The 15,601-nt window shown below is 60.2% G+C and carries 12 protein-coding genes; 6 read left to right on the top strand and 6 right to left on the bottom strand.

Going from position 1 to position 15,601, the window contains the following annotated elements:
• Window positions 1-180: 180 nt before the first annotated feature.
• Window positions 181-807, bottom strand: a complete 627-nt coding sequence (locus tag AC13C8_RS07900) for a helix-turn-helix domain-containing protein (RefSeq protein ID WP_482846966.1) — start codon at window positions 805-807, stop codon at window positions 181-183.
• A gap of 79 nt (window positions 808-886) precedes the next feature.
• Between AC13C8_RS07900 and AC13C8_RS07895 the strand changes: the two genes are divergently transcribed.
• Genes AC13C8_RS07895 through AC13C8_RS07885 form a run of 3 tightly spaced genes read left to right on the top strand, consistent with a single transcriptional unit; the run spans window position 887 to window position 4,382 of the window.
• On the top strand, window positions 887-2,431 hold the full coding sequence (locus tag AC13C8_RS07895) for a class I adenylate-forming enzyme family protein (RefSeq protein WP_482846971.1): 1,545 nt from the start codon (window positions 887-889) through the stop codon (window positions 2,429-2,431).
• A gap of 59 nt (window positions 2,432-2,490) precedes the next feature.
• The gene (locus tag AC13C8_RS07890) at window positions 2,491-3,153 is read left to right on the top strand and encodes a DsbA family oxidoreductase (protein ID WP_482846965.1); all 663 of its coding nucleotides are present in this window, start codon (window positions 2,491-2,493) and stop codon (window positions 3,151-3,153) included.
• On the top strand, window positions 3,150-4,382 hold the full coding sequence (locus AC13C8_RS07885; RefSeq protein WP_482846964.1) for a multidrug effflux MFS transporter: 1,233 nt from the start codon (window positions 3,150-3,152) through the stop codon (window positions 4,380-4,382). Before AC13C8_RS07890 ends, AC13C8_RS07885 begins: the two co-directional genes overlap by 4 nt.
• Here the strand turns inward: AC13C8_RS07885 and mfd are convergent.
• Window positions 4,379-7,849 (bottom strand): transcription-repair coupling factor, encoded by a 3,471-nt coding sequence (gene mfd, locus AC13C8_RS07880; protein ID WP_482846963.1) that lies wholly within the window; start codon window positions 7,847-7,849, stop codon window positions 4,379-4,381. The two genes, AC13C8_RS07885 and mfd, sit on opposite strands and share 4 nt — an antisense overlap.
• Before the next feature lie 44 nt (window positions 7,850-7,893).
• A complete protein-coding gene (locus AC13C8_RS07875) occupies window positions 7,894-8,418 on the bottom strand; it encodes a component of SufBCD complex (protein WP_482846962.1) in 525 nt (174 codons plus the stop codon).
• A gap of 242 nt (window positions 8,419-8,660) precedes the next feature.
• Here AC13C8_RS07875 and hemB point away from each other — a divergent pair, with 242 nt between their 5' ends.
• The gene (hemB, locus tag AC13C8_RS07870; protein WP_482846961.1) at window positions 8,661-9,677 is read left to right on the top strand and encodes a porphobilinogen synthase; all 1,017 of its coding nucleotides are present in this window, start codon (window positions 8,661-8,663) and stop codon (window positions 9,675-9,677) included.
• Between the two features lie 180 nt (window positions 9,678-9,857).
• Window positions 9,858-10,391, top strand: a complete 534-nt coding sequence (locus AC13C8_RS07865) for a lipid-binding SYLF domain-containing protein (protein ID WP_245744700.1) — start codon at window positions 9,858-9,860, stop codon at window positions 10,389-10,391.
• Between the two features lie 65 nt (window positions 10,392-10,456).
• Here AC13C8_RS07865 and AC13C8_RS07860 read toward each other — a convergent pair whose 3' ends face one another.
• Window positions 10,457-11,329, bottom strand: a complete 873-nt coding sequence (locus AC13C8_RS07860) for an NAD(P)-dependent oxidoreductase (RefSeq protein WP_482846960.1) — start codon at window positions 11,327-11,329, stop codon at window positions 10,457-10,459.
• Window positions 11,330-11,440: 111 nt separating this feature from the next.
• On the opposite strand from AC13C8_RS07860, the gene AC13C8_RS07855 reads away from it, so the two are divergent.
• Window positions 11,441-13,909: a penicillin acylase family protein gene (locus tag AC13C8_RS07855; RefSeq protein ID WP_482846959.1), complete on the top strand. Its 2,469-nt coding sequence runs from the start codon at window positions 11,441-11,443 to the stop codon at window positions 13,907-13,909.
• A 47-nt stretch (window positions 13,910-13,956) separates the two neighbouring features.
• Here the strand turns inward: AC13C8_RS07855 and hflX are convergent, their stop codons facing one another.
• Window positions 13,957-15,255, bottom strand: coding sequence for a GTPase HflX (hflX, locus tag AC13C8_RS07850; RefSeq protein ID WP_482846970.1), 1,299 nt, complete (start codon window positions 15,253-15,255; stop codon window positions 13,957-13,959).
• Window positions 15,256-15,263: 8 nt separating this feature from the next.
• Complete coding sequence (gene hfq, locus AC13C8_RS07845; RefSeq protein WP_091430174.1) at window positions 15,264-15,500, bottom strand: RNA chaperone Hfq; 237 nt, start codon at window positions 15,498-15,500, stop codon at window positions 15,264-15,266.
• Window positions 15,501-15,601: the final 101 nt, after the last annotated feature.

Here is a 15,601-nt window from a genome sequence, read left to right as displayed (position 1 = left end):
GTGTCCGCCATGGGACCCTCCTGTCTGTTGATTGAGAGACCCCAATCGTCAGACAGACACGCCCATTCCCAAAGTCTCGACCGTCAGATCATCGCAACGCGCCGGCCACAAGCGCCCCCGCCGCGCGAGCGGCTTCGTCCTTGTCCGCACAGCCGACAGTCACCCAACATCGGCCCCCCCTTACACCAGTGACGTGACCCACAGGATCGTCGCATCCTCGGCACTGGTCGAGATCACGTTGTGTCCCATAGACGCGTCGTAATAGGCGCTGTCGCCGCGTTTCATTTCGACCGGTTCATAGAACTCGGTAATCAGGCGGATCGCACCCGTCAGGACATAGAGGAACTCCTCGCCGTCATGGCGCACCCAGCCGTCGAATTCGTCAAACGACCGCGCCCGCACCCGTGCACGATAGGGCAGCATGGTTTTCTTGGTCAGCGCACCGGCCAGCAATTCGTGCTCATAGGTGGCGGTGGCATGCGCCGCGCCTTCGCCGGTTTTGGTCACGGCCATGCGGCCCGACACTTGTGCGGCTTTTGGCGCGGTGAACAGTTGCGGCACCGAGATTTCCAGCCCGACCGCCAGCTTCTTCAACGCCTCATAGGTCGGCGACATCTGACCGTTTTCGATTTTCGACAAGGTTGACCGGGCCAGCCCTGCCTGCCGCGCCGCCTGCTCAAGCGTCCAGCCGCGCGATTTGCGCAGATCGCGCACCCGCGCGCCAAGGTCCAGCGGGCTGGGATCGGGGCGATCATCTTCGTTTTCACGGGCCAGTCGGATCAGGCTGGGTTGTTCGGGCATAGTCATGCGCTTTCAATACACGGAAACCCGGGTGATGCAACGGTGCACCCTTGCAAGTTCGCCCGGACGTTGGCACATCCCCCTTATGCTGTCCGAGTTTCGCCCCACCGCCCCGCTGCCCTCCGCGCCACAGGCGTTCAACATGGCGCGCTATGTGCTGACCCATGCGGCAGATCTGGGCGACAAGACGGCCCTGTCGGTGGTGACGCCGCACGGAACGGACGAGACCCATTGGACCTTTCGCCAGTTGGACCGTGCTGTGCGCGGCCTGGCGGGCGGGTTGTTGGCGCAGGGACTGGCACCGGGCGACCGGGTGCTGTTACGACTCGGCAACACGGTGGATTTCCCAATTTCTTTTCTGGGTGCGATTGCAGCGGGGCTGGTGCCGGTGCCGACCTCATCCCAGTTGACGCAGGCGGAAATCACCAAGATGTCGGCCATGGTCGCCCCGAATCTGATCATTGCCGATGACGGGATTGCCCTGCCTGCTGACACCAATGCTCCGGTTCTGGATGTGGATGGGTTGCACGGATTGGCCGATTATGCGCCAGCCCCTTTCCACATGGGCGACCCCGAACGGCCGGGTTATATCGTGTTCACCTCGGGCACTTCCGGCACGGCACGCGCTGTGGTGCATGCCCACCGTGCGATCTGGGCGCGTCAAATGATGTGGGATGGCTGGTATGGGCTGACCCGCGACGATCGTTTGATGCATGCGGGCGCGTTCAATTGGACCTATACGCTGGGCACCGGGCTGATGGATCCGTGGTCGGTGGGCGCAACCGCCTTGATCCCGGCGGCAGGCACGAGTTCGGCCCAGCTTGGCGAGCTTCTGGCGCGCGAGAGCGCAACGATCTTTGCCGCCGCACCCGGTGTTTACCGTCAGGTGTTGCGCGGCACTTTGCCCGCCCTGCCCGCCTTGCGTCACGGATTGTCTGCGGGTGAGAAACTGCCCGCCACCACGCGCGCGCACTGGGAGGCGGCCACGCTGACACCGATCCACGAAGCCTATGGCATGTCGGAATGTTCGACCTTCATTTCCGGCGCACCCAATCACCCGGCGCCTGACGGCACCCTGGGCTATCCACAACCGGGACGGCATATCGCGGTGCTGGACGCAGAGGGCCACGTCACCCCACGCGGCACGCCGGGCATTATGGCGGTGCATCGCAGCGATCCGGGTCTGATGCTGGGCTATCTTGGTGCAGAAACGGATACAAAGAACCGCTTTTCCGGTGATTGGTTCCTGACCGGCGACACTGTCAGCATGGGACCGGACGGCGCCATCACCTTTGAAGGGCGCTCGGATGACATCATGAATGCCGGTGGCTTCCGCGTCTCGCCGATCGAGGTTGAGGCCGCCATGGCCCTGCATCCCGGCATTCATGAAGCCGCCTGCGCCGAGGTGGCCGTGAAGGATGACGCAACGATCATCGCCTGCTTCTATACGCCCGAAGCTGATCCGGTCCCGCAGGAAGTGCTGTCAACCCATGCCCACGCACAACTGGCGCATTACAAATGCCCGCGCCTGTTCATCCCGCTGAACACGCTTCCGCGTGGTGCCAACAACAAGCTGTTGCGCGCGACCTTGCGTGAACATTTTGAATCGGGATTGCTCACCAAGCTGTGATCCACAGCACTTCCCATCCCTGACATTCCCCGGTAGAGACTTCGCCCAAGGAGACCCCAATGATCCGCCTTGATATTTTTTCCGACCCGATCTGCCCCTGGTGCTATATCGGTAAGTCACGTCTTGACCGGGCGCTTGAGGCGCGGCCTGACCATCCGTTCAAGATCGAATGGCATCCGTTCCAGTTGAACCCGGACATGCCCAAGAACGGTATGGATCGTCGCGCCTATCTGGAAACGAAATTCGGCGGACAAGAAGGCGCGGTGAAGGCCTATCTGCCCGTGGCGACCGAGGCCGAAGCCTCGGGCCTTGAGATCAATCTTGAAGGCATCACGCGCACGCCCAACACGCTGGACGCCCACCGCCTGATCCATTGGGCGGGGATCGAGTTCAAACAGAACGCCGTCGTCGACCGCCTGTTCCGCGCCTATTTCATCGACGGGATCGACATTGGCGACCCCGCGCGATTGGTCGAAATCGCGTCCTCAGTTGGAATGGATAGGGATGTTGTGGGCCGCCTTCTGGCGACAGATGCCGATGCAGACGACATTCGGGCCCGCGACATGGATGCGCGACGCAAAGGGGTCCAATCCGTGCCGACCTTCGTGCTGGCCAATCAACACGTGGTGTCCGGTGCCCAACCGACCGAGCTTTGGACACAGGTGATTGATGACCTGATCGCGCAACTGGCTGCCGGGTCATCCGAAGGCCCGGCGCATTGATCACCCGCCGTATTTCCCAGCACATTTCACCACAAACACCGCTGCGGTTGCGGGAATACGTGCTGTTGATCGCGGCCTTGTTTTCGATGGTCGCGTTTTCCATCGACTCGATATTGCCTGCCCTGCCGGAAATCGGCGCGCAGCTGGTTCCTGACAATATCAACAAGGCGCAACTTCTGATCAGCGCCTTCGTGATTGGCGCAGGCCTTGGGCAGCTTATCTTTGGCCCACTGTCCGACAGCATGGGACGGCGCTTTTCCCTGTCGATGGGCATGTTGCTTTACATCGTGGCCGCTTTTGCCGCCTTTTGGGCACAGTCGCTTGAGGCCATCCTGTTCTGGCGGTTCGTGCAAGGCTTGGGTGCTGCCGGTCCGCGCACCTGCGGCATGGCCATGACCCGCGACCTTTACGAAGGGCGGCAGATGGCGCGGGTCAACTCCATGGCGTTTGGGTTCTTCGTCTTCGTGCCGGCGGTCGCCCCGATGATCGGGCAATGGATCGTGCTGGGTTTTGGCTGGCGACAGATGTTCACCGCCTATATCCTGTTGGCCGCCGCGATCCTGACCTGGTTTCTGATGCGCCAACCTGAAACCCTGCCGAACGAGCGTCGGCGGCCACTGTCACTGCGGCCCACACTGGCGGCGTTCAAGGTGGTTTTGCAAACACGAGTGACGCTGATCTACATGGCGATCATCACGCTGGCATTCGGTCAGCTGATGTCGTTCATCAGTTCAGCCCAGCAGATTTTTGTCGATGTGTTGGGGGTTGGTACAAACTTCCCCTATTATTTCGCATTGGTGACGGTTTTTTCCGCCTTCTCTGGGTTCTTAAATGCCCAGCTTGTGATGCGTTTGGGAATGCGTCGGCTGGCGCTGGCGGGGTTTGCCACGCAGACGGTTCTGGCCTCACTGACGCTGCTTGCATGGTGGTGGTTGGCCCCACACGGCGCGTTTGCGCTGTGGCTGTTCTGCGGCTGGGCGACAACGCTGTTTTTCCTGAACGGGCTGAGCTTTGGCAACCTGAACGCGCTGGCCATTCAGCCGTTGGGCCATGTGGCGGGTACCGCAAGCGCCGTGATCGGTGCTGTGCCCACCGTGGCAGCGATCGCCATTGCGGCCCCGATTGGGTTGGCCTTCAACAACACGCCGTTTCCGCTTCTGATCGGGGTCACGACATGTTCGGCGCTTGCATGGGCGCTGATGCAACTGGACCGGGGAAACATGAGCTAGGACCCTGCCGTCTTCGCCTTGCTGGACGCCTCACGCGCCTCTTTCACCTTCATCGCCAAATCCTGCGCGATGGCAAACGCCCCCTTGATCTTGTCCGAGGTCTTGCGCCAGTCGCGGCGCACCACGATCTTGTTGTCACGCACCTTGGCCAGCCCGTTCTGGGCGTGGATGAACTCGACCAACCCTTCGGGCGAGGCAAACTTGTCGTTGTGGAACTGGATCGTCGCACCCTTCGGACCCCCGTCCAGCTTTGCGATGCCCGCACGTTTGCACATGCCCTTGATCCGCACGACCAGAAGCAAGGTGTTGACCTCTTTCGGCAGGGGGCCGAAGCGGTCGATCAACTCGGCGGCGAAGCCTTCAAGCTCGACCTTGGTGGCGAGCGACGACAGACGACGATAGAGGCCAAGGCGCACATCAAGATCAGGCACGTAAGTATCTGGTATCAAAACAGGAACGCCCAAATTGATCTGCGGTGCCCAAGTGCTGTCAGCGTCTGACAGCCCTTCAAGTTCGCCCGCCTTGATCTTGGCAATCGCCTCTTCCAACATCTGTTGATAAAGCTCATAGCCCACTTCGCGCATCTGACCGGACTGTTCCTCGCCCACCAGATTGCCCGCGCCACGAATATCCAGATCCTGGCTGGCCAGCGTGAAGCCCGCGCCCAACGCGTCCAGCGACCCGAGCACACGTAACCGTTTTTCGGCGGTCGGTGTCAGCGGCACACGCGGCTTGGTGGTGAGATAGGCATAGGCGCGCGTTTTCGACCGCCCCACCCGGCCCCTGATCTGGTAAAGCTGCGCCAGTCCGAACATGTCGGCGCGGTGTATCACCATCGTATTGGCGGTCGGAATGTCGATTCCGCTTTCCACAATCGTGGTGGCCAGAAGCACATCGTATTTGCCGTCGTAGAAGGCATTCATGCGCCGATCCAACTCGCCCGCCGCCATTTGCCCATGTGCCACCACGAACGTGACTTCAGGGACGTGATCGGCCAGAAACGCCTCGATCTCGGGCAGATCCTTGATACGTGGCACCACGAAGAAACTTTGCCCACCACGGTAATGTTCGCGCAACAGCGCCTCACGTATGGTGACGCTGTCGAACTCGGACACATAGGTGCGGATCGAAAGACGGTCCACCGGCGGCGTGCCGATGATCGACAGATCGCGCACACCTGACAGAGACATTTGCAAGGTGCGCGGGATCGGCGTGGCGGACAGCGTCAGCACATGCACGTCGGACCGCATTTCTTTCAGCCGTTCTTTATGCCCCACGCCAAAGCGTTGTTCTTCATCGACAATCAGCAACCCCAGGGTCTTGAACCGAACATCCTTGGCCAACAGCGCATGGGTGCCGACAACAATATCCATCGTGCCGCGGGTCATACCGTCGCGAGTCAGGTTCGCCTCGCGTTGTCCGACGAAACGGCTGAGCTGTCCGACCTGAATGGGAAACCCCCGGAAGCGTTCGGCGAAACTTTTATAGTGCTGTCGCGCCAACAACGTGGTCGGTGCAATGACCGCGACCTGCTGACCGGACATGGCCGCCACGAAGGCCGCGCGCATCGCGACCTCGGTCTTGCCGAAGCCCACGTCACCGCAGATCAAGCGATCCATCGGGCGACCCGAGGACAGGTCGGTCAACACATCCTCGATGGCGCCAAGCTGGTCTTCGGTCTCCTGATACGGGAACCGCGCCGAGAACTCCTCCCATGCATGATGGGGTGCGTCCAGCACGGGCGCTTTTCGCAGCTCGCGTTCCGCGGCCAGACGGATCAGTTTGTCGGCGATCTCGCGGATACGTTCCTTCAGCTTGGCTTTCTTGGCCTGCCACGCCCCACCGCCCAACTTGTCCAGCAGCCCGGTGTCCTGGCCGAATTTCGACAGAAGCTCAATGTTCTCGACGGGCAGAAAAAGCCGATCCCCGCCTGCATATTCCAGCGCCAGACATTCATGTGGCGCGCCCATCGCGGTAACGGTTTCAAGACCGGTGAACTTGCCCACGCCGTGATCAACATGGACGATCAGATCACCGGCGGACAGGCCTTGCGCTTCAGTCAGAAAGTTCTCGGCCCGTCGTTTGCGCTTGGGCGCGCGGATCAGACGGTCGCCCAATACGTCCTGTTCGGAAATCACCGTCAGATCCGGGCCTTCAAAGCCGTGTTCCAACGGCCAGACGGTCAGATAGACCCCGCCCTTGCCATCCGGCACATCGCGGAAATCGGTGATCCGCGTGGTGGCGATCAGACCTTCATCCGACAGCAGTCCTTGCAGCCGTTCACGTGCACCTTCGGAATAGGACGCAATGATCACCGGTTGATCTATCTTCGTCTCAACATGATCTGTCAGTGCTTTGAACAGATTGATGTTTTCCTGCTGACGCTCCGGCGCGAAATTGCGCCCGATGCGCCCACCACCATCCAGCACACCTGCACCCGTGGCTTGCGGAAGTGCGGCCAGTTGGACAACCCGCGTATCGGCCAATGCAGCTTCCCAAGCGGCATCATCCAGATACAGCAAGCCCGGCGGGCAGGGTTTATAGACCGTATCCATCCGGTTTTTCGCAGTCATGGCGATCTTACGGGTTTCATACTGATCAACAATCGCCTCCCACCGGCTTAGCCGCGACGGCGTCAATTGATCGTCCAGCATGACCGAGGCATCAGGCACGTAGTCGAAAATCGTCTCCAACCGTTCGTGAAAGAACGGCAACCAATGTTCGTTGCCCTGATGCTTGCGCCCGGCCGAAATGGCCTCATAAAGCGGATCGTCGGACCCGGCGGCCCCGAACTCGATGCGGTAGTTCTGACGAAACCGGGTGATCGCGGCCTCGTCCAGAATAACCTCGGACACGGGGGCCAGTTCGATGCGATTCAACGTGTCGGTGGTGCGTTGCGTGACCGGGTCGAAGCGACGGATGCCGTCCAGCACGTCACCGAACAGGTCCAGCCGCACCGGGCCGTCATGACCGGGGGCGTAGATGTCGATGATACCGCCCCGGATCGCAAAATCGCCCGGCTCCATCACCGTGGGCGCTTGCGAAAAGCCCATACGCACCAGAAACGCCCGAAGCGCATCCACGTCGATCTGGTGATCCACGCGCGCGGTGAAGGATGTTTCTTTCAGCAACGCCCGCTCTGGCACCCGCTGGGTGGCCGCGTTCAGCGTGGTCAGCAGGACAAACTTGCCTGCAATCTGACCCGTCGCCAGCCCCGCCAGTGTCGCCATGCGGGTGGCCGACACGGCTGCGTTGGGCGACATACGGTCAAACGGCAGACAATCCCACCCCGGAAAGCGGAGGATGGTGACATCGGGAGCGAAGAACCCCAGCGCGGCCTCCATCGCGGCCACCCGCTTGTCGTCGCGCGCGACATGCACAACCGGGCCATGACCACGGGCCAGTTCTTTCACCACCAATGTGGCGTCATAGCCTTCGGGGGCACCAGAGAGCAGCAATTTTTCCATGACGGCGAGGTAACGGCCTGAGGTCTGGTGTCAAGGGCGCAGGGTCAGCGCAATACACCCAATGACAGGTTTTGATACATCCCCCAGAGCGAGGTCACGAAGATCGCGCCCATGCCAAGGAACTGGGTTTGGACACGGTGGCGGTTCAGACGTTTACGCAGGTCTTCGCCCTCAAGCGCGCGTTCGCGGATCACGGCCGCGGTGTTCAACGACATCAGTCCAGCCAACGCAATCGGAAACAGCAGCAAAAAGACGGCCTGCGCAAATTCGACCTTGTACCAGAAGCCCAAGATTGCCATCGACGTGAACAAGGCTGCGGCAAAGCCGAGAATCCACAGGCCCGATACGCCCGCGACATACAAGACACGATTGCAGTTGATGCGCACCAGATCTTCAAGATCTTGTTGCGCCTCGCCTTCCAGCCGGGCGGCCTTCTGAATCAGATCAAACGGCACGCCAACCACCCAATGGCTGACGGTGGACCAGGCCACGGCAAGCGCGATCCAGTACCACAGGTTCGAAAAGGACCGCATGTCTATGATTTCAAATACGGTGGAATACCAATCCACGTGCACGTCACCTTGCTTCGGGGCCGTATTCCGGGCGGTCCGAACGTCGTTCGGATCGTCTGCCTGCTCGGGCCGGTCTTATATGTGGCCAGACTAGCTGCGGCGGCGCAGCAATGCCAGCCCGCTTTTGCAGCAAATGGCGGCAGATTGCGCACTTGTGATGGACGTGATCCCATGGCAGGAAGTTTGAAGCCAAAGCGGTCAGGTCCAGTTGTGCCCTGCCCGAGCCAGAGGAGACCAAGATGAGCCGCGCACCACATCCGACCACGGTCGCACCGTTTCCCATGACACGCCTGCGCCGGACCCGGTCCAGCGCCGCGTTGCGCAATCTGGTGCGGGAAAACACTTTGACGGTGGATGACCTGATCTGGCCTGTCTTCGTTGTGGACGGAGAGGATCACGAGGACGCCATCCCCTCGATGCCCGGCGTCACCCGCAAATCCGTCGACCGGCTTGTTGTCGCTGCGCGAGAGGCCGCCGATCTGGGCATTCCGGCGATTTGCATTTTTCCAAATACCGACCCGTCCCTGAAAACAGAGGCATGCGAGGAAGCGTGGAACCCCGACAACCTGTCCAACCGGGCCATTCGTGCGATCAAGGCCGCGGTGCCTGACCTTGCCGTGATGACCGACGTGGCACTGGACCCCTATAACATCAATGGTCACGACGGGATCGTCGTCGACGGCGAGATTGTCAACGATGAAACGGTCGAGGCACTGGTGAAAATGGCCTTGGCACAGGCCGAGGCGGGGGCGGATATTCTTGGCCCGTCCGACATGATGGACGGTCGCATCGGCGCGATACGTCACGCGCTGGAAGCCGCCGACCACCGCAACGTCACGATCATGAGCTACACCGCCAAATATGCGTCAGCCTTCTATGGTCCGTTTCGCGATGCAGTCGGCGCGTCCGGCGCGTTGAAAGGCGACAAAAAGACCTATCAGATGGACCCCTCCAATTCAGAGGAAGCCATGCGGCTGGTCGAACGCGATCTGGCCGAAGGCGCGGACATGATTATGGTCAAACCCGGCATGCCCTATCTGGATATCTGCCAGAGGGTGAAAGACACGTTCGGCGTGCCCACATTCGCCTATCAGGTGTCCGGCGAATACGCGATGCTGATGGCCGCAGCAGAAAATGGCTGGCTGGACGGGGACAAGGTGATGGTGGAAAGCCTGATGGCCTTCAAACGCGCAGGCTGCAACGGCATCCTGACCTATTTCGCACCTCGTATGGCGCGATTGCTCAAAGGCTTGTAATCCATCACACTTCATAGGCCGTTTTTCGCGCCTTTTGCGCTTAACGGGTGACAGCCGCGTCACTTGCCGCTATATTTTGTGGCAAGTGGGCTGAGAACCACAATCGAGCACATGTCGCGCCGATGGCGCATTCAACGAGGCGAAATTATGCAAAAGAACAGGCTTTCCCGCAGAGGATTCATGATAGCAGCAGGCGGCGCGAGCCTATCCCTGGCTGCCTGCGCCAACGGCATCGGGTCGCGCGACGGCGATCGTATCGACGCCCGCGTCGACAGCACGCTGGACTATCTTTACAACCGCTATCCGGGCACGCGGGAACTGGCATCGAAATCGACCGGCCAGCTGATCATGCCATTGGTTACTGAAGCTGGCTTTGGCCTGGGCGGGGCTTATGGTCGCGGCGCCTTGCGCATCAACGACGCCACTGTTGACTATTACCTGCTGACCCAAGCCAGTGCCGGCCTGCAAATCGGCGCGCAACAATATGCGCATGTGTTGTTTTTCATGACCGATCAGGCGTTACAGGATTTCCGTCGGGCCGCTGGCTGGGTGGCATCGGCAGACATCAAATACGCCTTCCAGACCGAAGGGGACCGTCTGACCGCAGACACGATCACCGCGTCGTCACCGGTGGTGGCAGTGGTGTTTGGTCAGGCAGGGTTGATCGCAGGTGCTTCGATCGAAGGCGCGAAATACACGCGGATCATTCCCTGACCCGGACGGATCAGAAACCAAAGAGGGCGGTATAAGACCGCCCTTTTTTATTACTTTACAGAACCTTACCCCGCGGTTTTCAACCGCTTAATCAAACTGGACGTGTCCCAGCGCCCGCCGCCCATTTTCTGCACGTCTTTATAGAATTGATCGACCAAAGCCGTGACCGGCAGCGACGCCCCGTTCTCATCGGCGGTGGACAGGCAAATTCCAAGATCCTTGCGCATCCAGTCCACAGCGAACCCATGTTCAAAATGATCATCCGCCATGGTCTTGTGCCGGTTGACCATCTGCCAACTGCCCGCCGCACCCCCTTGAATCACATCCACCACCTCGCGAATGTCAAGGCCGGCCTTTTCGGCAAAATGCAGACCTTCGGACAGGCCTTGCACCAGCCCTGCAATGCAGATCTGATTGACCATCTTGGTCAACTGCCCCGCGCCGCTGTCGCCCAACCGTTTCACGGTGCGGCCATAGGCCTGCATGACTGGTTCTGCCGCGTCATAGGCCGCCTGATCCCCGCCGCACATGATCGACAGAACCCCGTTTTCGGCCCCCGCCTGCCCGCCGGATACCGGTGCATCGACGAACGACACGCCCTGATTGGCGGCGGTGGAAAAAAGCTCTCGCGTGACGGCGGCTGATACGGTTGTGTGATCGACGAAGATTGCGCCCTTATGCATCCCCGCCAATGCGCCCTCGGCACCCAGGACGACGGCGCGTAAGTCGTCATCATTGCCGACGCAAGCCATGACAAAATCGGCACCCTTCGCCGCCTCGCGCGGGGTGGCCGCCCATTTGCCGCCGTGTTCCGTGGTCCAACGCTCTGCTTTCCCGGCCGTTCTGTTGAAAACGATCACCTCGTGCCCTTTTGCAACAAGATGTCCCGCCATGGGGTATCCCATCACGCCCAAGCCCAAAAATGCGCATTTCGCCATAACCGTTCCCTTCCGTTGAATTCCCGTGTGATGCACAGTAGTTACCGCGTGAGCAGGCAAGGTCAACGGCGACCGTGCAACGACATGTGCGAAACGGTGGATTAGGATTTAATGGGCAAAGTCGTTCTTTGGATGATCCGAATCGTGGCTGGCTTGATGGTTCTGGCCGGGCTGGTGATGACGCTGGTCTATTATCTGGCCGCACAATCGCTGCCCGACTATAATGTAACCCGGCAGACCGCAGGCATCACCGCCCCGGTCGAGATTGTGCGAAACAACGCCAATATACCCCATATTTTCGCTCAGAACGACGCTGACGTCTTTTTCGGATTGGGATACGTCCATGCCCAGGACCGGTTGTGGCAGATGATGATGATGCGACGCACCGCACAAGGCCGATTGTCCGAGGTATTTGGCCGTCGCACCTTGCAGGCGGACGAGCTGATGCGTCGGCTTGACCTGTACACACTGGCCAAAGCAGCGGTCGAGGTGCAGGATGATGATACCAAGGCTGCGCTGAAGGCCTATAGCTCGGGCGTCAACGCCTATCTCAGCCGTGTGAATTCCGAGGCGCTGGGGCGCGGAGCACCCGAGTTTTTCCTGTTTCCGAACGATGTTTCACCGTGGCAACCGGCAGACAGCATCGCGATTCTGAAACTTCTGGGCGTGCAATTGGCCGGTCAACTGGAAGAAGAACTCTTGCGCGCGCGCGTGACGCTTGCCCTGCCAGAGGATCGCGTGAAAGACATCCTGCCCGACATTCCCGGCACCGGGGTCGCCGCCCTGCCCGATTACGCCGCCCTGCTTGACGTTCCAAAGACCCGGTTTGCCAATCTGACCAAGCGTCAGGACCTGCCGGACCTGTGGCCGGCTCCGCGTCGCGGGCAGGCTGGCGCGTCGAATGCCTGGGCCGCATCGGCAAAACGATCCGCCGCTGGCGGCACTCTTCTGGCCAACGACCCGCATCTGGGATTCACCGCGCCTTCAATCTGGTATCTCGCGCGGCTGGAATTATCCACAGGTGGTGTGATCGGTGGCACCATACCCGGTATGCCAGCGATGATGGTCGGGCGATCTGACAGTTTCGGTTGGGGCGTCACATCGTCTTACCTGGACGATCAGGATTTGAACGTCGAAAAACTGAACCCCGACAACCCCAACGAGGTGCAAACACCCGAGGGGTTCAAACCCCTGATAAAACGCGGCTCGATTGTGCAGATCAAGGACGAAGCCCCCGTTACTTTCGACCTGCAATGGTCCGAGAATGGTCCGATCCTGCCGGGGCATCTGTTTGATCTTGGGATCATCACACCGCCTGGCCACGCCATGTCGCTGAACTGGACACTATTGACCAAGGAAGACCGCTCGATGAGCGCGGCAATTCGCCTGATGCGCTCGAAAACGGTAATGGAGGGGATCGCGGCAGGCTCTGATTATGTCGCCCCCAGCCTGACCTTGACCATGGCGGATCAAGAGAATATCGCGATGAAGGTAATCGGCGCGATGCCCAAGCGCGACGCGCAGCACCAGACCCGCGGCCGCATTCCCAGCCCCGGTTGGGTGGTCGAAAACCGGTGGCAGGGCATTCTGAGTTACAGCGCCAATCCCGAATTCGTGCAACCCACAGGCGGAATCGTTGGCAATACCAACAACAAGCTCGTGGACCGCCCATTCCCCAATCACATGAGCTATGATTGGGGCGACAGCCAGCGTGTGCAGCGCTGGAGCCGTTTGATGCAGGCGCGCGAGGTGCACACGCGCGACAGTTTCATCGAAGCCCAGCTTGATTCGGTGTCCGTCACCGCACGCACGCTTTTGCCGCTGGTTGGGGCGGATCTGTGGTTTACCGGCGATGCGGCCCCCGATGGCACCCCCGAGCGCGCACGCCAACGCGCGTTGGAGCTTCTGGCCAATTGGAACGGCGAAATGAATGAGCATATGCCAGAGCCGCTGATCTATTCTGCATGGCTGCGCGCTTTGCAAACCCGTCTGATCCGCGACGAACTTGGCCCGTTGGCCGGCGAGTTCACCCAGATCGAACCGATATTCATCGAACGCGTCTATCGCGATGTCGAAGGGGCCGGCATCTGGTGCGACGTGATCCAGTCCGCGCCCAAGGAAACCTGCACCGACATTGCCCGTGTCGCATTGGATGACGCCCTGTTGTGGCTGGATGAAAATGCTGGTGGCAAACAGGAAAGTCTGCGCTGGGGCGATTTTCACGAGGTCACGCATAAGCACCCGGTTCTGGGGGACATACCCTTCCTGAGTTGGTTCGTGAACATTCGACAGTCAACTTCCGGGGGCGACAACACGCTGATGCGTGGACGCACGGCGGGCACTGGCAATAATCCCTATCGCAATGTGCATGGGGCCGGATATCGGGGCGTCTATGATTTTGCCGACCCCAACAGTTCGCTGTTCGTGATTTCGACTGGCCAATCGGGCCATCCGCTATCGCGGCACTATGACGATCTGGGCGAGCTCTGGCGGCGCGGGGAATACACACCAATGTCGCTGGACCCAGCCTTGGCGCGGGCAGCGTCAGTCGGGGTCACGCAGCTTGTGCCGAAGAACTAGCGCCGTCGTCGAACCAACAGTCAGGATATCCGGCGGGCTGGCAATGTTCAAAGCGCCGCATATTCCGCAGCCTGCCGTTCGGTCCAGGTCACGGTGATCGCCCAGCCCTCTTCGCCCGGCTCTTCGGTCTCGACAATTCCCTTGTCAAACAGCCATGCCCTTTTGCGTCCGTCCGAGAAAGCCAGAACCACAGTCTCGGTCCTGCGAGGTGTATCAAGGGCGGTGTCGATGGCCAGCACCAGATTATCGAACCCCTCACCCGTCAGGGCCGAGATGGCCAGAATGCTGTCATTACGCTCGGCCTCGCGGCGGCGGGCGTCTTGTTCGTCGGCGTCCAGAAGATCGATCTTGTTCCAGATCTCAAGCTGGGGCGTGTCTTCGCTCACCCCAAGCTCCGTCATGATCAGATCGACATCATGGGCCTGTTCATCGGTGCTTTCATGGCTGATGTCGCGCACGTGCAAGATCAGATCGGCGGCCAGAACCTCTTCCAGCGTCGCACGGAACGCGGCCACAAGCTGTGTCGGCAGGTCCGAGATGAAACCCACCGTATCGGACAGGATCACCTTGCGTCCGCCCCCTTGCGCGGGCTGCTTGCCGATCGCGGGCAGTTCGATCTGGCGCATGGTGGGGTCAAGCGTGGCAAACAACATATCCTTGGCCAGAACCTTCGCCCCGGTCATCAGGTTGAACAGGGTGGATTTTCCGGCATTGGTATAACCGACAAGCGCGACAATCGGATACGGCACCTTGGCGCGGGCTGCGCGGTGCAATTCGCGGGTCCTTACGACCTTTTCAAGCTGTTTGCGCAACCGATTCAATTGGTCATCAATGGCGCGACGGTCGGCCTCGATCTGGGTTTCACCGGGGCCGCCGACAAAACCCAGTCCGCCGCGTTGACGTTCAAGGTGGGTCCACGCCCGCACGAGCCGTGTGCGTTGATAGGTGAGCGCCGCCATTTCGACCTGCAACACCCCTTCGCGGGTGCGCGCGCGGTCGGAAAATATCTCAAGAATCAAACCGGTCCGGTCAAGGATCTTGACCTTCCATTCCTTCTCGAGATTACGTTGCTGCACCGGGCTGACCGGTCCGTCTATCAAAACCAGCTCAACCTCGGCGGCGTGCAGCTTTGCCCCCAGTTCCTGCAACTTTCCCTTACCAAACAGCTTGCCGGGATGCGGCGTGGGCAGGCGCACAACCTCTGCGCCGACCACTTCCAGATCGGGCAGGGCCATCGCAAGCGACACGGCTTCCTCAAGCGCTGGGGCCGCGTCTCGGCGGTTGCGGTCGGATGTCAGTTCGGGGTGGAAAACCCAGGCCCGCGTGGGCTGTTCTTCCCGGTCAATGAGGTCGCTCAGCTGTCTTCGCCATCATAAAGGTTTATTGGTTGGCCCGGCATGATGGTTGATATCGCGTGCTTATAGACCAACTGCGACTGTCCATCTCGGCGCAGAAGGACGCAGAAATTGTCAAACCACGAGATCACGCCCTGAAGTTTCACGCCGTTGATCAGGAAGATCGTCACCGGAACTTTCGATTTTCGAACATGGTTCAGAAACGCGTCCTGTAGGTTCTGTTTGTCGGCAGCCATCGCTTTTTTCCTTTTTTCTCTCGTGCTGCCGGACCCCGGCAGAATATCTCCTTGCCGCCACTATGGCGTGAGGGCTTGACCTTTTCCACCCCCTTTTTGCA

It is taken from the genome of Aliiroseovarius sp. B-4 (assembly GCF_056857795.1).
This window is presented reverse-complemented; position numbering and strand designations above follow the sequence as displayed.